The sequence below is a fragment of the Nostoc sp. 'Peltigera membranacea cyanobiont' 210A genome, assembly GCF_002246015.1.
In the GTDB taxonomy this organism is placed as follows: Bacteria; Cyanobacteriota; Cyanobacteriia; order Cyanobacteriales; family Nostocaceae; genus Nostoc.
This window is the reverse complement of the sequence record NZ_NOLJ01000003.1, coordinates 125,532-146,177: the sequence shown is the minus strand read 5'-3', so window position 1 is coordinate 146,177 and position 20,646 is coordinate 125,532. Positions and strand designations below refer to the sequence as shown.

The 20,646-nt window shown below is 44.6% G+C and carries 13 protein-coding genes; 5 read left to right on the top strand and 8 right to left on the bottom strand.

Annotated elements, in window-relative coordinates; genetic code table 11:
* Positions 1 to 75 precede the first annotated feature (75 nt).
* Positions 76 to 516 carry an SRPBCC family protein gene (locus CDG76_RS09800; RefSeq protein WP_094348860.1) on the bottom strand — a complete coding sequence of 147 codons (441 nt, stop codon included), beginning with the start codon at positions 514 to 516 and terminating at the stop codon, positions 76 to 78.
* A gap of 214 nt (positions 517 to 730) precedes the next feature.
* Between CDG76_RS09800 and CDG76_RS09795 the strand changes: the two genes are divergently transcribed.
* The 5 genes from CDG76_RS09795 (at position 731) to CDG76_RS37205 (ending at position 5,224) form a co-directional block, all read left to right on the top strand.
* Positions 731 to 2,404: a mechanosensitive ion channel gene (locus CDG76_RS09795; RefSeq protein WP_094348859.1), complete on the top strand. Its 1,674-nt coding sequence runs from the start codon at positions 731 to 733 to the stop codon at positions 2,402 to 2,404.
* 367 nt (positions 2,405 to 2,771) lie between these two features.
* Positions 2,772 to 2,957, top strand: a complete 186-nt coding sequence (locus CDG76_RS09790; protein ID WP_094348858.1) for a hypothetical protein — start codon at positions 2,772 to 2,774, stop codon at positions 2,955 to 2,957.
* Between the two features lie 47 nt (positions 2,958 to 3,004).
* Positions 3,005 to 3,592 carry a hypothetical protein gene (locus tag CDG76_RS09785; protein ID WP_094348857.1) on the top strand — a complete coding sequence of 196 codons (588 nt, stop codon included), beginning with the start codon at positions 3,005 to 3,007 and terminating at the stop codon, positions 3,590 to 3,592.
* A gap of 241 nt (positions 3,593 to 3,833) precedes the next feature.
* Positions 3,834 to 4,865, top strand: coding sequence for an HNH endonuclease (locus CDG76_RS09780; protein ID WP_094348856.1), 1,032 nt, complete (start codon positions 3,834 to 3,836; stop codon positions 4,863 to 4,865).
* A gap of 191 nt (positions 4,866 to 5,056) precedes the next feature.
* A complete protein-coding gene (locus CDG76_RS37205) occupies positions 5,057 to 5,224 on the top strand; it encodes a hypothetical protein (protein WP_190240810.1) in 168 nt (55 codons plus the stop codon).
* 20 nt (positions 5,225 to 5,244) lie between these two features.
* Here CDG76_RS37205 and CDG76_RS09770 read toward each other — a convergent pair whose 3' ends face one another.
* From CDG76_RS09770 to CDG76_RS09740, 7 genes are all read right to left on the bottom strand, one after another.
* The gene (locus tag CDG76_RS09770; RefSeq protein ID WP_094348854.1) at positions 5,245 to 6,546 is read right to left on the bottom strand and encodes a hybrid sensor histidine kinase/response regulator; all 1,302 of its coding nucleotides are present in this window, start codon (positions 6,544 to 6,546) and stop codon (positions 5,245 to 5,247) included.
* Positions 6,543 to 9,398 (bottom strand): CHASE2 domain-containing protein, encoded by a 2,856-nt coding sequence (locus CDG76_RS09765; RefSeq protein WP_094348853.1) that lies wholly within the window; start codon positions 9,396 to 9,398, stop codon positions 6,543 to 6,545. The genes CDG76_RS09770 and CDG76_RS09765 overlap by 4 nt, the downstream gene beginning before the upstream one ends.
* Before the next feature lie 167 nt (positions 9,399 to 9,565).
* A complete protein-coding gene (locus tag CDG76_RS09760; RefSeq protein WP_094348852.1) occupies positions 9,566 to 10,552 on the bottom strand; it encodes a DUF928 domain-containing protein in 987 nt (328 codons plus the stop codon).
* 193 nt (positions 10,553 to 10,745) lie between these two features.
* Complete coding sequence (locus tag CDG76_RS09755; RefSeq protein ID WP_094348851.1) at positions 10,746 to 13,310, bottom strand: CHAT domain-containing protein; 2,565 nt, start codon at positions 13,308 to 13,310, stop codon at positions 10,746 to 10,748.
* 87 nt (positions 13,311 to 13,397) lie between these two features.
* Complete coding sequence (locus tag CDG76_RS09750) at positions 13,398 to 15,890, bottom strand: beta strand repeat-containing protein (RefSeq protein WP_094348850.1); 2,493 nt, start codon at positions 15,888 to 15,890, stop codon at positions 13,398 to 13,400.
* Positions 15,891 to 15,955: 65 nt separating this feature from the next.
* On the bottom strand, positions 15,956 to 18,580 hold the full coding sequence (locus tag CDG76_RS09745) for a two-partner secretion domain-containing protein (protein WP_094348849.1): 2,625 nt from the start codon (positions 18,578 to 18,580) through the stop codon (positions 15,956 to 15,958).
* Between the two features lie 65 nt (positions 18,581 to 18,645).
* Positions 18,646 to 20,646: beta strand repeat-containing protein (locus tag CDG76_RS09740; protein ID WP_223265194.1), on the bottom strand; the 2,001-nt coding region annotated here is incomplete at its 5' end.

Sequence of the window (20,646 nt, the reverse complement as noted above, 5' to 3'; positions counted from 1 at the left end):
GAGCAAGGGAGAAAAGTTTTCCCCTCCGCCCCGCGCACCCCGCCCCTCTGCCTCTTCTCAATGCCTAATGCCCAATTATGAATTTTCTGCGACTCGTTTGAGGCGGCGCAGTTGGGCTTGCATATCTTGTTTCGTCCAAGATGCAGCAAAGGTGTTAAAGCCCCAACTTACTAAGGGGTTAGGGATATCGTACTCAAAGCGATTGAGTAAAAGCGTTCCCTTTTCTGTGGGTTGACATTCCCAGCGATCGCGCCCTTGAAAAAATCCCTGAAATTCCCAAACTACCAAACCCGGTTGTCGTTCTACAACTACGCTATTCAAGGTTGGTTTTATTAGAGGAATTTGAATAATAAAACGACTTTTACTGCCGACATCGGTACTCCAAGCTTCGCCCACAGGTTCGCAACGGAGAACAGGGTTGAGCCAACGGTGCATGAGAGCTAAATCACTAATACAGCGCTCCACCACCGTAGCTGTAGCATTAATTTGAATCGATTGTTCCAAAACTTGGGACATTCCACATCTTTGGTGCTGTTGCTGCAATTAGAGTAACGCAAAATTTTGGGGAATGGGGAAGGGAGATGAGGGAGCAGGGGAGGCAGGGGGGAACCAATACCCAATGCCCAATGCCCAATGAATTGATATATATGTATGTGTTTACTGGTAAATTGATAGGCAAAACACTGACTCAGTGTTTGCGGCGAATACTTAAGCATAATTCCCGAAAACCATGAACACGACTTGGCAAGAAATAACCCAGGTGATGTCTACGACGGGCTACGCCTACGGAGTTGGTTTATCCACGAGGGTGCAGCAATTTTTGGCACAATCGCCCAGCCTGCAACAGGTGCAACCAGCAGTGAATCAAGGAATCGCTGATGTGCAAGGTATTGTACAACAGCTGATTCTGTTTACGCCTCGTCTTTTAGGGGCGGTAGCAATCTTACTAGTAGGTTGGCTTATTGCAGCGATCGCAGCGGCACTGACGCAAGGAATCCTCAAGCGCACGAACATAGATAACCGCATTGCCGCTGGGATAACGGGTCGTCAAGATGTTCCCCAAGTGGAGAAATTAATCTCCAGCTTAGTCTTTTGGATCATTATTTTGTTGACGGCGGTAGCTGTTTTACAGACATTGGATCTGGAGGTCGTCTCTCGACCTCTGAATAATTCTCTCGATCAACTTATTGGCTTTTTGCCAAAGTTGGTTGGTGCGGGAATCCTTTTGGCAGCAGCCTGGTTTTTGGCGACCATTGTGAAGATTATCACTGTGCGCTCATTACAGGCATTTAACCTAGATGAGCGTTTGAATCCAGAACCAGAAGACAGAGCGCCCAGCCTGAATCAGCTGTCTTTGAGTGAAACGATTGGCAATGCTTTGTATTGGTTTATATTTTTACTGTTTCTTGCCCCAGTTTTAGATACTCTCGGACTCAGGCAGGCTCTACAACCAGTACAAGCTCTAATTACAGAAGTTCTGCTAATTCTGCCGAACATTTTAGCGGCGATCTTGATTGCTGTAGTTGGCTGGTTCATCGCTAATGTAGTACGGCGGATTGTGACGAACTTGCTGGCGACAACTGGTCTTGACCATTTAGGTAGTCGCTTGGGATTATCTTCAGCTGCGGGGGTGCAACCTCTATCGAATATTATCGGCACAATTGTCTATGTTTTGATTTTGATTCCTGTAGCGATCGCAGCGCTCAATGCCTTGCGAATTGATGCGATATCAATACCTGCGATCGCTATGTTGCAACAGGTTCTCAACGCTCTACCTGCCATCTTTACAGCCGTGGCAATTTTGATTGTTGCCTATTTCGTGGGGCGGTTTATCGGGGACTTGGTTACAAGTATCCTCACCAATTTAGGGTTTAATAACATTTTCACTATTTTGGGTCTGACAACACCCAGCAGACGAATCGTCATTTCCACAGAATCAACAACCCCACCGATTCCAACCCGCACTCCATCGGAAATTGTCGGCATTGTTGCCTTAGTGGGTATCATGCTGTTTGCCACGGTGGCGGCGGTGAATATCTTGAATATTCCAGCCCTGACAGCATTAGTGTCTGGTATTGTGATTATATTCGGGCGGATTTTGGCAGGATTGGTGATCTTTGCCGTTGGCTTATTCCTGGCAAATCTGGCTTTTAACATCATTACCAGTTCCGGCGAACGCCAAGCCCAGATTTTGGGACAAGTGGCGCGGATTGCAATTATTGCCTTAGTTTCTGCAATGGCACTGCAACAGATTGGAGTTGCCAGTGATATTGTGAATTTAGCCTTTGGACTTTTACTAGGTGCGATCGCAGTTGCTATTGCCCTAGCCTTTGGTCTTGGAGGGCGCGATATTGCACGAGAGCAAGTTCAAGAATGGCTAAACTCTTTCAAAGGTAGAAACTAAAAATTGATGAAGGCGCAATTTTATCTGTAAATCTGGAAAAGTGCAGCCGTAAGCATCAATAGTGCAACAAATCTATCGGCAATTTTGCTTAAGAGGTTGAAAGTTAGAGCTTAGAAACTCGGAGTTTGAGTAGAGAACTCGTAATGTCAAGTTCTGAAGCTCAAGTTCCGAGTTTTATAGCTCAATTTAATCGTATTTTCAGAGTCACCTTTTTTAGCTGCGTAACTGAGAAATCCCTTAGTCTTAAGGGAAACTGGGGATAAAGCAAGGACGCGTAGGCGCAGCCCGTCTTAGACATCGCAAGAAGGCGGGGGGTAGTCCATCGCAGTAACAATCAATTTTCCCAAAATTACCGAAAGCCTTGCTGATGTGGGTTATTGAAATGATAAGTGCCGTGTTGTTGGGAAATATTGAGTCAAGATTTAATTTGGCAGCTTTTGTGTTAGAAAAACCACGATTATGGGAAAACTTAAAACAAGACCCTCTGTTGAAGATATTGGCTGTAATTCGTCAGCCAAACGCTAAAAATTACAACAGCGTGTGCATGATTTGAGAGAATAACTTGACATTCTAAATAAAAGTTATTAACCAGTAACACTTATGGATTTACTTATCAACATTCTTAAACGTTTTTGGATAATTAATTGTTTCGGAATATTTGTTTTATCGGCTTGCACACCTGCATCATCCCAAGAAAAACTTTTAACATCCAAAGAAGGAAATTTTAGCATCTTAATGCCAGGGACTATTTTAGAAGAAGTTAGTTATCCAACAAAAGGGATTAATAACCGGAATTGGACAACTATTAAGAGTGCATCTATATATTCAGTGACCCATTCAACTCTTCCCAAAGAAATAGCCCCGCAGAGAATTCCAAAAGTTTTACAGCTTCTAATTAAAACTGCTAATCAAACAAATTTTATTCAGGGTAAACAAGTATCTCAGTCTTCCGTTAATCAAAGTGGATATAACTGTCAAGACTTTACTTTAATGGGCAAACCCAGTACTTCCTTGCAAGAAGAAATTAAGAAAAAAGGATTAAATATCAATAATAAATTATTATATCAGAGAAGTCTGCTTTGTATGAAGAAGAATTATGCTGTTGAGGCTGTAATAATAACTCCATCATCTGAAGAGCTAAAAACCAATGGGGCATCTTTTATTAAATCGCTAAACCTCAAACTATGAGATTGTTTTGTAGTAATTGGTATGACCATTACTGATAGTCTATTTGCAATTTTATGGCTTAGACTGCATAGCGTCATCTGCTGTACATAATCGGACAGTAAAGTTTTTGAAAGTAACATATACAAACAATATAAACTGATTACTATATCTTTAAAATTTTTTAAATAAATTCGTCATTAATGCTGAGGTGCTTCTTAGTTTGAGAAAGAGAAACTTGAGCAAACACTCCACAGCAGAAAACATGGATTTTATCAACCAAGCACAGAAGTTGGCAGATACAGTTAGAAATAAAGCTCAAGAAACAACCAACAATGTAATAAACGGGATGGATGAGGTAGTTAATGGAATCAAGAACGCTACTAGCGAGATGACTACTTCAAGTGTCCATGCAGTTAATGATTTACAAAATTTGTCAACCATAGCAGCACAGTCAGGTTTTGAAACTGTTCAAAATGTTAGTAAAACATTTCAACAAACTGCTGTTGGAGTTGCCGCATCTAGCATGGTTATGGCTGATGCTTTGCAAAATTTACCAAAGACAGCTGCCGAATTAGCCCAAGAGATGCCCAAGATTGCCAATAGGCTGAGATATCGTGCTGGCGTTCGGGTGGGAGACTTACCTCGCTCTGATGCAGATGTCATGAAGCTTTTTGAGAAAATTCCTGGCACATCAAAGCTTGGAGGTAAAGAATATACAATTCGTCAATTTCTTAGAGATAAGCATGGTAGCCACATCAATCCACGTTCCCAAGGTGGCTCGAATGCTGCTGATAATATTCTTTGGGAAGTAGGTGTTGATAATCTTCGCCGAGGTGCCAAAGTAATGACCGTTGGCGAACAGTTCTATATTCGAGTTTATAATGCGGTAGATTCTATTGTCAGCAATTCTGGAACGATCGCGAAACTTGGGATTACTGCAACGGGAACAGCTATTCTCACTCAGGTTGTAGTCACGGCGATTTCCTACTCTTTGGATCTTTATCGGGGCGACATCACTGTTGAAGAGTATAAAAATCTAATTTTTGAAGCAGCAAAGGCAGCAGGTATTGCGACACCAATTGTTTTTTTAGTCTTGGTGGCTGTGTTAGCTTTATTTCCAGAATTTACAGTTATTTTGTCAGCACCAGTCGTTGTTGCAGGCTTCAATGCTTTATTTGGTATTAGTATTGCTACACCCATTATTCAATCGCTAGTTCGTCATGTCGAAGCTGGAGGTTTTGGCATAGAAACTGCTGATGCTTACAAAACTGCGTTTGATGGTTTTGCGCCCTGAAATAAGTTATTCCAAATTGAAATTGCATAATTAGGGTGGGTATCTCACCCGCCCGTAGCCAAATCCCGGATTTCTCACGCATAGTGTAGGCTTCAGGGGAAGAGGAGTGTGGGGAGTGTGGGGAGTGTGGGGGNATTGTATATTCTTTACCTCCAAGCTTTGATGTGCCAGGAATTTTCTCAAAAAGCTTCATGACATCTGCATCAGAGCGAGGTAAGTCTCCCACCCGAACGCCAGCACGATATCTCAGCCTATTGGCAAAAATTTTGGGGTTTTTAGACGCGATAAATCGCCGTCTCTACAAGTGTTTTGGGCTTATATGGACTGTATTGGGTTATGTTGAGTTGCGGAATTTCTGATAAAAATTATGTATATTCAGTTACATTGGCAGACTAATAATAAATTTTGTCCCCTCACCAGGTATTGACAAGCATTTGACTTGTCCGTTGTGTTTGTCAACAATAATTTGGTAGCTGATCGCTAATCCCAGCCCGGTTCCCTTACCCACAGCTTTGGTTGTGAAAGATTGCTCAAAAATTCGAGATTGCACCTCAGTAAGCATACCAGGGCCATTATCTTGGATGCAAATTGTGACGGTTTGTTGTTGGGGATTAACCGATGTGGTAATAGTGATGATGTTCGGGTAAGCAGCAATATCTCGATCGCAATTGTTTTGATGGAGTTCATCAAATGCATCAATGGCATTGGCGATGATATTCATGAACACCTGGTTCAGTTGTCCGGGATAGCAACTGATTGGAGGTAACTCACCGTATTGTGTGACAACCTGGATTTTAGTGCGATCGCCATTACCTTTGAGTCGATGTTTCAACAGCATTAAGGTGCTATCGATTCCTTCGTGAATCTGAAACTCCACCTGAGATGAAATATCTGCGCGAGTAAAAGTTCTCAAAGAGAGACTGATATCTTTCAGACGGGTAATTCCTTGGTGCATTGATGCCATTAGTTTTGGCAAATCCTCCGTCAGATACTCCAAGTCAATTTCTTCAACAAGCTCTTGAATTTCCGAGTCTGACTGCGTTAGCTTCTCCTGTTGCAGGCTCACCAGGCGAAGTAGATTATTTACATGTTCCTCAATATAAGATAAATTTCCGCCAACGAAACCAACCGGATTATTAATCTCATGACCAATACCTGCAACCAACTGCCCTAATGTGGACATTTTCTCACTCTGGATCATTTGTAGTTGGGTTTGCTGTAACTGTTGTAGAGATTGAGTTAATTCTGCGGTGCGTTCTTGCACGCGTTCTTCTAATGTGCGCGTGAGATGGTAAATTTTCAGGTGTAACTTTAAACGGGCAATGACTTCTTCCTGTTGGAAGGGTTTGGTAATGTAGTCAACTGCACCTATTTCCAATCCCGCCACCTTGTCTGTAGAATCGGATAGGGCAGTCATGAAAATCACCGGAATATTCTGAGTAATAGGATTGGTTTTCAGCCTGCGACAAGTTTCAAATCCATCAATACCTGCCATCATTACATCCAAAAGAATCAGATCGGGATGAGCATAAGCTGTTTGTTCGATCGCTGACTCTCCATCTGTTGCCATGAGGGCTTTCCAGCCACACCTCTGAATCGCTTCAGATAGCACCTTGAGATTGTTTGGATTGTCATCCACTAACAAAATATGTATGGGTTTCGAGATAGGAACAGCGATCATGGATGTAACTCCGTTGTGACAAATGATTTGAGTAACTTACGGATTTTTGCGGTTTGGAAATTGGCAGTGAGTTTGCTTAACTCTGCTGCGAAGGGAGCCAGTTGACTGTTTTCCTCAATTAGTTCTCTTAACATTCCCTCAATCGCCGAGATATCTCCCATCATTGCCAAATGATAGAGTTGTTGCAAAACATCTTGGGATGGTAGAACCCATTCACTACCAGTAATCTGCTCACCTTTGGGAGGCGAAGATTCGGCATACATCCATTCCACTCCCAAGAGCGATCGCAGTCTATTGAGTAGTTCGTCAATCTGAAGAGGTTTGGGTAGGAATGCTGTTGCCCCTGCCTCTAAACTCCGCTGGCGATTTTCCTCAAAAACGCTGGCACTAGAGACAATAATGGGAATAGAACAGGTTTGGGGATTCCCTTGTAGGTGAACCATTAGCTCAAAACCATCCATATTCGGCATGGCTAAATCGAGTAGAATCACATCTGGATTGTGTTCAATTGCCATCTGTAGCCCATGTTTGCCATCGGTCGCTTCTAGGGTTTGACAGCCAATTTCTTGCAGCAGACTGGTTAACATAGAACAGTGGTTGCGATCGTCATCGACAATCAGAATCTGAGGCGCACTACCCTGAATCCCGGTAATTTTCTGGGGAGTTGGGGTGTAATCCGTCTTAGAAATCTCTCCTCCACGCCAGTCATGTAGGCGTACCCCGTCGTAGACATCGAGTGGTACTGATACTGTCAAATCCACCCAAAATAGACTTCCTTCACCCAGGTGGCTCTGCACCTGAATTTGGCTCTCCATCAATGTCGCAATTCTTTGGCTAATCGCCAATCCCAAGCCAGTACCTTCGGATCGTTGTCCTGCTTCACCCACTTGCTCAAAGGGCAAAAAGATTTTCTCAAGTTGGTCTGGTGACATCCCAATACCCGTATCTTCAATTTGAAAACGAATCTTTTGATGTGTCATTTGTCCATTGTCATTTGTGAGTCCCTGCGTTGGAGGGGTTTCCCGGCTTGTAGCAAGTGGTGTAATTTGTTTAGACTCTTCGCTAATGACTTCCACTTTGAAGGTTACGCTACCGCTATCTGTAAATTTGATTGCGTTGCCCAGCAAGTTAATTAACACTTGCCGCAGCCGTTTTTCATCGACTTCAATGACAAGTGGTAGGCGATCGCTAATTAAGATATTAAATCTAATCCCTTTCTGTTCAGCCCGGATACCACAAATCTCAGTTACACCATGTAAGAAACTGGGCAGATGCACACTAGTGACAACTAAATCCAATTTCCTTGCTTCTATCTTCGAGAGATCGAGAATGTCATTGATCAGCATCAAAAGATGTGAGCCACATTGGTAGATAATGCTAACCCCTTCTAGGTTTTTAGCTGTCATGTTTGGCGATCCTTCTAGTACCTGGGCAAAACCAAGGATGCCATTGAGAGGTGTACGTAGTTCGTGGCTCATGTTGGCGAGAAACTCACTCTTGGCCTGATTAGCAGCATCGGCGGCTTGCTTTGCCTCCACTAATTCATGAGTGCGTTCTTCGACTTTCGTCTCTAGGGTTTTGGAATAATCCAATAGTTGAATGTTCGCAATTTCTAGTTGGCGATTTGTTTCTTCTAACTTTCGCTGTTTATAGGCATTAGTTGTTGCAATCACACTACCGATAAACGCGGCTAAAGTGGGTGTTATTGGAATTAAAACACCATATAAAAACATCCCATAGCCACCCCATATACAGGCTCCACTGATGCCTACAGTCGCCCAAAGAATTTTGCCGCCGGGAATCCGCAGCCTGTTACTGGATAATAACCAACTGCCCGTAGAACCAATGACAGACCACAAAACAATCCAGAGTGATAAAGAAATCCCAGAAACACCGTTTAGACTGGCTTTTCCTGTTTTTGCTCCTCGTACTAGTTGAAGAGCAATATTGGCATGAACAACCACACCTGGAGTCGGTTTTTGAGCAGAGATCCAGGAAGAAAAGGGTGTGCTGAAGAAATCATTGGTACTGGAGGCGATTGATCCAATAAATACCATGCGATCGCGCATCAAATCTGCTGGAATTTTCCCTGCTAACACATCGCGCATCGCAACTGTCCGAAATGCGGCTTCTGAACCATGCCAATTGAGCAGAATTTGATAGCCTCCTAAATCGGCATCGGTATAACCTGCTTCTTGATTTTGCAGTGGTAAGTAAATTTCTTTGCCCAACTGAAACTTTTGTTTTTGGGGGTCAATGCTTTCTAAGCTAATTTTTTCAGCTTCGAGATACTTTAGGGCTACAAGGGTTGCTAGCCCGGCTTTAATGGTGTTTTTCTCTTTGGCATCTTCAGCTGTCAAGAGGGCGCGACGTACAAAGCGATCGCCATCCAAGACTAAATCTGCTAATCCTACCCGATCCTGTTTTTTCAATTCCGGCGGGGGATTGACGCGTTCGCCAGTAATTTTCTCAACTCCGATTAAATTGGGAGTGTTGCGAAAGACTTGAACAAGTTGCTCGTGTCCACTTCCTTCGGGTAAATCTCGATAGAGATCCAAGCCAATGGCTCTCGGCTGCTGCGCCCGGATTTTTTCTAGTAATCGTGCCAGCGCCCAGTCTGGAACTGGCCATTTACGTACTGATTGGATATCGCGCTCATCGATTGTAACAATCACAATCTCATCTGCGATCGCCTCTGAAGATCGCTGACGAACCCATTCGTCGCGAATTTTCCATTCCGGTAAATTGAAAAGTCCCAACGATTGCCCAACTATAACCGTCAAGGCAACGCTGGGAGTAATAATTAAAACGCTGCGAGTACGTTGGATAAAAGCCTGGAATCTGCGCCACATATTTGTGCCATACAATGGGGGGTTGGGAAGGTGGGGCCTTGGGGATAAGAGGTAATGAGGACTGGGTGGAAGTAAGAAGAGGGGAACAAAGGGGACAAGGAGGAATTATTGAACAAGTTTCTCCTTTGTCTAACTTGTCTCTTCTCATACCCATGCCCAAATTGGTATTAGTTAGTAGATGCTAATAAGTTCGCTGTTACAATCTCCTTTAAACTCACTGAGGATAGAAGTTCTTCCCATTGTTTGCGGAGAGTTGCATTGTTAGGTTGAGCGGTGTATACCGATGCAAGTGTTGCCACACAGTCATACCAAACACCGTTTTTACCCAAAATAGTAGCCCGCTTCAAAGCATCTTGCTCTTGGATTGCTGTTGCCAACTCTGCGCTGGGCTGGATACGCTGAATCCAACCATCGACGTAAGGCGTACTCGGACTGAGTTGACCATCTACTTTCAGTGCTAGGAACCATTGATAGTTTTTACCAACGGCTAAAGCGGGTGCATTAGCTGGTAATTCGATCGCGATTACCCCAGTTTTTCCTGCAACTGAAATGTTCATTTGATGTTGCATATTGCCAGCTTCATCTTTGAGGCTGAACACTGCTTCTTCGGCATTGGAAGCTGGGAGATACACCAAGATTGTGGGACGTTCAGACACTGTTGTGCCATAGAAGTTTTGGGGCAAGAGGGCGATTAGCGCTGCTGGTTGCGTTGTATTTGTAATCGATGGATTTAAGTAGTAAGTACCAACGCGAGAAGCACCCGCACTTGCTTGTTGGGGAGCGCCTTTGCCTGCGGCAGGTGTAAAGAGCTTGCCGCGAGAAGCTCCTCCTGTTGCCTGTCTGGGCGTACCTTTACCGACGGCAGGTGTAAAGAGGTTGCCGCGAGAAGCTCCTCCTGTTGCCTGTCTGGGCGTACCTTTGCCTGCGGCAGGTGTAAAGAGGCTGCCGCGAGAAGCTCCTCCTGTTCCTTGTCTGGGCGCACCTTTCCCGGCAGTAGGTGTAAATATACTACCGCGAGAAGCTCCTCCAGTTGATTGTCTAGGAGAGCCACTGTTGGGGGGTGGGGTAAATGTAACAGCAAAGGCAGTAGTCCATGTAGTGCTAGCGATCAGAGCGATGACGCTCAATGTACTAGCTAAATATCGACGTTTCATGATGTTTTCCTTATGTCATTGCAATGTGATACAAACAAAATACGTTTGTTTCGACTATGGTCAGAAGCTCAGAGAATAAGTCTAAGTAACAGTAAAGTCAGGGAACTTCTATTAGCAGTATAAGCGAGCTTAAGCCAGAGTGCTGTAAAAAATAGACTAATTGATTGGCAGAAGAGTCCGTTGTATTACTTAGTTAAATCCAGTTGCCGATCAAAACAAAGCCAGACCAAAAGAACGGTTCGTGGAAATCAGTTTGGCGAATTAGGCTAATTTGTGCTTGTCTTAGTGCTTCGGCTTTAGTGATTTTGGGTTGTCGCAGTTGCTCATAGAAGCGAGTCATGAGCATCGCGGCTGCTCGATCTTTGACGGGCCATAGGGTGGCGATAGTTGAGCGTGCGCCAGATTTGACAGCCAAGCCTGCTAGTCCCAGGACGGCGCGATCGTCGCCTGCTGCTGTATCACAGGCACTTAGTACCAGCAACTCGATGGCTTTCGATGGATCGCTACCCCGATTTTTTAGGAGTTCAGATAACTCTTTAACATTGACTTGTCCATCCCAAGTGAGCAAGAAGGTATCTTCTAGGCGGGAACTAAACTGTCCGTGGGTTGCTAGGTGGACAATACCTGCACTACTGGATTTCACCAGTTCAGCGAGGGCTTGACTGGTAAATTTCTGGTTTAGCAACACAGAAGATGATACTGACTTGGAGATTTGTTTCACTTCTGATTCCACAGCAGGCAAAGCACTAAAGCCAGCGCGAGATTGGCTAATGCCACCGACGATCGCATTCATCTGGTTTTGATGAAGCGATCGCGTCGCCATTAGTTGCAATCCTGGTGAGAGTGCTACAGCATACTTCTCGATCAGATATTGCTTACCGTCAAAAAGAGCTGCTATGGGAATATTCCGCAATCGACCATCCAAAACAAACACCAATGTTTTGGTATCAATAAATGCTTGCTCTGCTTCCTCTGGACGAATCAACCAATCATAAATCTGGTTGGACAATTGATCTCGGTTTTTGGAATCTGAGACAGGGTTAAGAGCAACCAAAAAATTGTCTAGAGTCTGCTCAATTTCAGCTTGCGATTTGTGAGTGACATAGGAACGGAGTGGTTGCCCTGCTTTGGAGAGAATTACTGTTAAACGATCTGGCAGGATGATTGGATAAATGACGGTTGCAGTGGGATCAACCCGATCGATCTGTTGAGTTTTATCTAAACAGGCTTCCCGAAAAAAGTTATCGAGTTCCGCAATTTGGAGGGACTCAATCAATTCACGAGCTTGTATTAGTTCTGCTTGACTAGGTTGATTCTCTAGAAGTAAATCAACCAGTTCCCGGTAGACAGGCTCCACACTGGTGCGAAAAGAGAACTGGACATCAGGGTTGATAGCCACCAAATCTCCCCGCAGTGCCTTTAAAGCGTTGACTGCTTCTGTATAGGCGGTAATTGCTTTTAAGCGATCGCCTTGTTGTTTATACAACTGTCCCACCTGCCAAGCAGATTGAGCAATGATATCGTTAGCTTGGAGTTGGCGGGCAATGTTGAGGGATTTCTGAGTTAACTCCTGTGCTTCAGATAATTGCTGTGTACGCTGATAGAGTTTTCCCCACTGATTTAGTGCATGAGCTTCGGCTTGAGTATCCTGGATTTGCTGTGCAGATTTGACTGTGACTGCCATCAGTTGCGCCAAATCTTTCAGCGGTAGGATTTGGTCAGAATTTGACTGGTGGTTGAGAGTGGCAACAAAATTGATCGCTGCGTAGAGTGAGGTGTGACTGGGGGGCAGTTCTCGGAGTTGTTGGAGTAGCTGAGGTGCGAGTGGGTTAACAAACTCCAGTTTGTCGTAATTGAGGAAAAGTTTGAACTGAGCTAAACGCGCTTGTAACTGATCGCTTGGGTTAGTTGTTAAGAGTTGAGCCTGTTCAAAGTAATCTAATGCGGCTTCTGGATCTTGCAAGTCAACGGCAGTTTGACCGAGGCTTATAAGGATAGAACTCAAATGGGGTTTCGCTGCAATTTTCTGTGCGATCGCTAAACTTTGCTCTAAAATCTGTTGACTTTTACTAGAGTCGCCAATTATTTGCAAGGCTAAACCAAGCGATCGCAGTCCACTGACTTTGATTTCATTATCCGGCATCCCTTGGAGTTTTTGAGTCAGTGCCTCTAACTGTTGTTTAGAACGGCGATAAAATCCTAAAGTTTGTAAAGCTTGTGCCTGGTTGATTTGACTACCCAGGCTTCCCATTGTGTCCCCTGCTTGCTCATAAAATTTTTGAGCTTTTTGCCAACTTTCGAGGGCGGTTTCGGCTTTCCCAGTGTGCAATTGCAAATTTGCTTGGGTATTGAGCGCTTGTGCCCAAAGAATTGCATCAGCAGAGGGTTTAGCTATTTGCAAAAGTTTCAGACTTTGCTCAATAGACTGTTGGGCTGCTTGCCATTGATTAAGCTCCTGTTGTGTCAGTGACAGGTAACTTAAACTTAGAGCTTCGTTGAGGCGATCGCCTTGGGTATGATACTGTTGTGCTGCCGTTTGCCAAATCGTCACTGCTTCTGCAAAGCGTCCTGAATGGTAGAGGTTTCGTCCCTGTTCTAGCCAATTGGTCGGTTGAGAAGTGGATGCTGACACATTCAGGGTAGAAGTTGTTGGTACTGGCAGAGACGCTCTAGTAGGTGTAATGGTTATTGCCAAACACAAGCTCAAAATACTCAGACTGATATATAGCCAACGAAGTTGTTTAATTTGGAAACCCATAAGTAATTATCACTACAATGCTTTGTTAGTTTGTATACTATATCACTTTAAAATTTAATCAACTTGGTTATAAGATTCCTGAGCAAATTAACTCTTGGGAACCGCAGCACAAGTTAAGGACTGTTGTACATGAGCGTCTGGTTGAGTTGCAATTAACTCAACTTTGCCCTTGGCGTTGCGATGCCAAGTTGTGGCTTCGATGAGAATCTTCGGTGATGCTGGAATTTGGGCATTGAGCTCGCCCGTTTTGCGGTAAGCAGACAAATCTCGCACATCGTCCCAAGTGCTTAGGGTCGCCACTTGCTGCGTTGGATTTTGCGGTATACCACCCCGTCCCGTTGCCACAAATCGACTACCTTGATTTGCAGAACAACCACTAGCTATTTGCTGGGATGGATCGGTGACATTTGCTGGCAATTCAACTAAGCCAGAATTGGGATCGACACCGATGTTATTAATCTGCACTGTACCGTTAACACCGAATTCAGAACTGGCACTAATGTCATTTTCTGGGGTGAGTTGAGGACGATATTGTAAGCCAATAATTCCCTGAGTGTTAATTTGAATATTACCCCCACGTCCTCGCAGTGCATTGGCTATGATGTCGCTATCTTCCAATCCAACAATAGTAGAAGAATCAATCGCAATATTACCACCATTGCCTGTACCTCCAGCTTTTGCACTGATGAGGCTATTGTGGCGCATTAGGAGAACATCTTGGATAGTAAGTCCTATGGAACCTCCTTGCCCGGATGCAGCAGCAGTCCTAATTTGACCTTTTTGATCTAAAACCAGCGAGTTAGCTTGAATTTGCAGAAATCCAGCATTGCCACTGCCCACATTCTCAGCTGCGATATAGCCCTGATTGCTAACTTTAATACTGGGAGATGTAATGGTTAAGATACCTGCATCTCCTGTTGGGGATGGTAATACTCCAGGGGTTCTCAGAAAAGGAGGGAGAAATGTTTGTCCTGATGCAGCGATTTGGCTAGAACGCCCCGAAACTGAACCAACGCCATCAACTTCAATAGATTCACGCGCATGAATCGTTAGTCTACCAGCATCGCCAGAATCAGAAGTACTGGCAGAAATCAAACCACCTCCCTTCAATAGCAAGCTTCCCGTATTAACGGTTATCGCACCCCCATCCCCTCCAAAAAAAGTTGATGAAGCAATAGCGGCAGCTCCACCGATTGCGTTATTATCCATGATGGAAATCGTATCTGCGGTAACGTCAATATTTCCACCACCTGTTCCACCCTGTACAAGCGATACGATTCCTCCCCCTTTTCTGTTGGTTAAATTTTGGGTAGTGACAGAAATATTTCCCGCCAGTCCTCCTCCGGGATAGGTGATAGTATTGATACCAGTATTGTGAAAATCGTAGGGAGAAGCGCCAAGGAGTTGAATTGATTCTGTGGCATTCACGGCAATATTTCCACCATTTCCACCATTGTTGTAAGTATTAGAGAAAATTAGGCTGCCATCTTGCAAAATCATTTGCCTAACTGAAACAGCGATGTTCGCTCCATTGCCACTACCGATATTCTCAGACAAAATCCAACTTGGATCTCTCTTTTGTAGTGCGCCACTCATTGCTAAGGAGTCTGCGTTAATTGTGATGCTACCTGCGTTTTGCTGTCCTTGATGTTGAATTAATACATTAGACCTGTCCTGAATGCGAATATCTTTTCCTTGAAGATGAATCGATCCTCCAGGATTTCCACTCGTATCTACCAGAGATGCGCGATTGAGGTTAATATCTGAAAAACTTTGAGCAGGGTTATAGCTAAATTCCCAATTGGGAGCGGTGGTATTCAAATTGACACTTCCTACTCCAACACTTCCAAGTTCAATGTGTCCACTTTCAGCAATTAAAGCCCCGCTATCTAATTGAATACCATTGCCAATCAGGGCTAATGTTTTACCTGGAAGCACACGCAAACCAGGCTGTTGTGTGTCGCGGGTCACTGGGTTTAAAAAATTGGGTGGGTGGAGGAGATTATGTCCTTGTCCTTGAATCTGAATACTGCCCGAATTTTGTCCTATCTGCAAGCCAATTGGCACACTCATTGTTAATAAGGGGGGTCTTGTAGCGTCGGTGGCATTAAACTTAAAGCCATCGCTAAAATTAATACTATTCGCCGTCGTCCCCACAAAAGAGCCGCCAATATCCAACCGAGCATTTGCCCCAAAGACAATCCCCGCAGGATTCATTAAAAACAAACTTACCGCGTTATTACTGTTGAGAGTTTGAATTAATCCATCAATATTGGAAACACTTCCACCCGTAACCCGACTAAATATAGTTCTAATATTTGGCGTGTTAATTAAATTGAATGTTGCTGAACCACCCGTAGGCACAGAGAAATTACTGAAACTGTGAAATAAATTATTACCTTTTTCAGTACCGTTAAGAATATTGAAATTATTACCAGTTTGGTTGACAGTGGTGTTGATGGTAGCATCGGATGTCACCTGAGCGTTGGCGGAGCCACTCCAAGGGAGTATCGCCGGTGGCATTATCCCTGGAGTTAATAACCCACTTGTTAATATAAATACAAAGGGTACGGCTTTCATTATTCAAGACTTCTTTTACTGATTTAAAGTTAGAGTTCCCATTCAGGGTATGATTGATAACATGATTAACTTCTCGGAACCGCAGCACAGGTTAATGCTGGTTGCACCTGAGTAGGAGATTTATCTGCAAATATCTCGATTTTGCCATCAGCATTACGTCGCCAACCTTTAGACTGGACAAGAACTGCCTCTTTTGTGGGTATTTGGGCATTGAGATCGCCTGTTTTGCGGTAAGCAGACAAATCTCGCACATCGTCCCAAGTGCTTAGGGTCGGCACTTGCTGCGTTGGATTTTGCGGTACACCACCCCGTCCCGTTGCCACAAAGCGACTGCCTTGACTATCCGCGCAGCCTGTAGCAATTTGCTGGGATGGATCGGTGACATTTACTGGTAGTTCGACTAAGCCGGAATTTGGATCGATACCAATAGTATTAACTTGAACAGTGCCACTCACCCCAAATTGGGAACTGGCGGTGATGTCGCTTTCTGGGGTGAGTTGGGGACGGAATTTCAGCCCAAAGATGCCTTGGGTGGTGATTTGAATATTTCCACCGCTTCCGAGTACCGCATTGGCAACGATATCGCTATCTTCGTCAGGAAGGGCAATAATAGCTCCAGCAGTAATATCAATGTTACCTCCGGTAGAAGTACCAGTGGCATTAGTTGTAATATTGCTGCCACGACGTAACAGCAAAACATCATTTCCTTGGAGGTGAATGTTACCTTGACTACCTCCTTTGACTTCCGATCGCAGACTGGCTTTATTGTCGAGGAAAATATTATTGGCTGTAATATTCAAATTACCTGCATCCCCGGTTCCTGTATTGCTCACGGTCACTTCCCCACTATTGCGTACTTTCACTGTATCCGATGTAATACTTACCGTACCGGCGTTAAAATTAGTTGTCGAAGATGCTGCGATCGCACTGGGCAGAATTTGACCGTTAGTTAAAGGTTGAGATATACCCTGGATATCAATGTTTTTAACTTGTAAGTTAATATTCCCCGCATTTGCCTGACCCTGGCTGGAAGAGGTGATCTGTCCTCCATTAAAAAGCCGTAGGTTGTCAGCAGTTAAGGCGATATTTCCACCTGAACCTACTGAATTATCACCCGCAGAAACAGTAATGCCACCAGGTAATTTGCTGATAACATCAATTACTGGATCGCTAACTGCTACCTCTTGCGCGTGAATGGTGATATTTCCCGCTTTCCCTTTTCCTGATAAAGTACTGCGGATAGACCCGCCATTAAAGAGATGCAAACGTCCAACATCGATTGAGATATTTCCCGCGTCTCCTTCTGTTTGACCAATTCTCGTACCCACTCCAGACAGTAGTAAAGAGGGTGTGTATCCTGAGATATCAAGGCTCTCAGTTGCTCGGATTGAGATATTTCCAGCCTTGCCCGTGGGAGGAGAGATACCGTTAAAGGGTATCAAAGATGTACTGACGATTCCACCATCTTGCAGCCGCATTCGATTTGTTTCGATGGAAATATTTCCACTCTGATTGTTCTTGCCACCAAAGAGAGTGGTGGTAATCGAGGTGGGGATTTGAATAAATGGATTAGAACCTACCACCTCTACATCTGAAGCCCGAACAGTTACATCTCCCGATCGAGAATTGTTGCCATTAGAAGAGGACTGAAGCCAAGCTCCATTTGCTAACTTTAAGCGTCCTGTCTCTACTGTTACATCTCCAGCTCGTCCAGTTACTGGAGGTCCAAAAAAGATACCTACAGAAGTTCCAATGCCAGGATTAAATTGTCCTGGGAGAGAAACACCCAGCAGTTCAACAAAGTCTGTGGTGTTGACAGTAATTCCCTTACCTTGCCCAGCAAAGGTAGTGGAACTAATATTCGACCCATCCTGCACCGTCAACCCACGTCCACGGATGTTGATTGCACCCCCGTTAATTCCACTTGCATCAACCAATGAAGCTTTTTGTAACGTAATTGTGCCCCAATTTGTCGTAGCCACAGGACTCGTCAGTTGCCATTGAGCTTGATTTTCTATTTGAATCCCAGCATTTTGCAAAGCCCACAGTTCGATATGCCCATTTGGTGCCGTCAGTTTTGCCCCTGTCATGTCGATTTGACTACCAACTAACCCTAGTGTTTGTCCGGTTTTAACTCGCAAGTCTGCCCCTTGAACTTGTATCGCTCCAGCATTTGCCCCAAGTTGCAAACCCACAGGTACACTCATAGTCAGCAAAGGAGTACCCGAAGCATTCACAGCACTAAATTCCGTCCCATCGGCAAACTTAATACTATTCGCCGTCGTTCCCACAAAGGAGCCGCCAATATTCAAGCGGGCATTTGCCCCAAACACAATCCCGGCAGGATTCATCAAAAACAAACTTACCGCGTTATTACCATTGAGAGTTTGAATTAAGCCATCAATATTAGAAACATTTCCACCTGTAACCCGACTAAATATAGTTGTAATATTTGGCGTGTTAATTAAATCGAATCTGGCTGAACCACCCGTAGGTACAGAGAAATTACTGAAGCTATGAAATAAATTATTACCTTTTTCAATCCCATTAAGAATTGTAAAATTATTAGCATTTGAGTTAACAATGGTGTTGGTTGTACCGTCGGATGTCACCTGTGCGATCGCCGGTCGCATTATCCCTGGAGTGAATAACCCACTTATTAATATAAATACAAAGGGTACGGCTTTCATTATTCAAGACTTCTTTTACTGATTTAAAGTTAGAGTTCCCATTCAGGGTATGATTGATAACATGATTAACTTCTCGGAACCGCAGCACAGGTTAATGCTGGTTGCACCTGAGTAGGAGATTTATCTGCAAATATCTCGATTTTGCCATCAGCATTACGTCGCCAACCTTTAGCCTGGACAAGAACTGCCTCTTTTGTGGGTATTTGGGCTATCACTTCGCCTGTTTTGCGGTATGCAGTTAGATTGCGGATATCAGACCAAGTGCGTAGACGTAGCCCGTCGTAGACATTGCTCGTTACCTGCTGAAGGGGATTTTGCGGCACACCACCTCGTCCCGTTGCCACAAAGCGGCTGCCTTCACTGCCCGCGCAGCCTGTAGCAATTTGCTGGGATGGATCGGTGACATTTACTGGTAGTTCGACTAAGCCGGAATTTGGATCGATACCAATAGTATTAACTTGAACAGTGCCACTCACTCCAAATTGGGAACTGGCGGTGATGTCGCTTTCTGGGGTGAGTTGGGGACGGAACTTCAGCCCAAAGATGCCTTGAGTGGTGATTTGGATGTTGCCACCTTGTCCGAGTACAGCATTAGCCGAAATGTCGCTGTTTTCCTGGGGAATAGCAACAATAGACCCCGCACTGATATCAATATTGCCTCCTGTAGAAGCACCACGAGCATTGGTGATGATGTTACTGCCGTGTCGCAACAAGAGAAAATCACTTGCTTGGAGACGGATGTTACCACGACTACCTCCATTCGCTTCGGCTCGCAGACTGGCTCCATTGTCGAGGAAGATATTACGGGCGTTAATATTGAGATTACCCGCATCCCCAGTTCCAGAATTGCTGACGGTAATTTCTGCCCCATCTCGGACACGCAAGCTGTCAGCCGTGATATTCACTGACCCAGCAGTAAAGGCATTCGCTGAGGATGCAGTGATGGTACTGGGCAGTATCCGACCATCGGGTAAAGCTTGAGAGATCCCCTGCACATCTATGTCATTGACTCGCAGGTTGACACTGCCAGCAGATCCTTGACCCAAGCTTGATGAGGTGATCTGCCCACCGTTGAAAACACTTAGGCGATCAGCTTGTAGGTTAATATTCCCACCTTGACCACTCGCCTTTTCCCCGATAGAAACGCTAATGCCACTCAATGTTCTGGTATTCGCATCGATTGCCAGATCGCTAACTGATACGTCTGTTGCTCGAATATCGATATTTCCCGCTCTGCCAATCCCTCCTATTGCACTACTAATAGACCCACCCTTTGACAGCATTAAACGTCCGGTATCAATGGCGATGTTGCCACCTTGACCATTTGCGTTGAGTCCAATTGTGCTAGTAATACCACTGGTTACACCAATATTCCTGTTGGTGCTTGTCCCCGAAATTTCCAGGCTCTCACTAGCATGGATTGTGATATCACCCCCAATGCCAGTGCCTACTCGCATATCAGTACCAATACGTCCACCATTGAACACTCCAATTCTCTCGGCTTCAATTATTAAATTTCCAGTTTCACCACTACCACCATTGAGTAAACTCGCAATCCCAGTAATCCCCGCAGACGCTGGGGAAAGCGGATTCAACTTTACATCAGCGGCTCGAATAGTAATATCTCCACTTCTCGAACCGTTGCCAGTGGAAGTAGACCGAATTCCAGCCCCATCAGAAACCTGTAAACGCCCAGTCTCAACGGTGATATTTCCTGCCCTACCCCCATTGCCAGATACGGAAGTTGCTAAACCAGCATTGAAAATCCCTTGTGATGGACTCACGCCCGACACATTGACATACTCGGTGGTTTGAACCGTGATCCCCTTTCCCTGCCCAGACACAGTACTGGCAGCAATGGAACTACTTTGAACTGTTAGACCTCGCCCTTGGATGTGAATTGCTCCCCCATCAGTTCCACCAGTTTTAAGAGCAGATGACTGTTGTAGTGAAATCGTGCCCCAGTTCGGTGTAGTTACAGTGCTAGCGAGTTGCCATCCGGCTAGATTGTCGATTGTAATCCCGGCATTCTGCACACCCCACAATTCTATCCGACCATCGGGAGC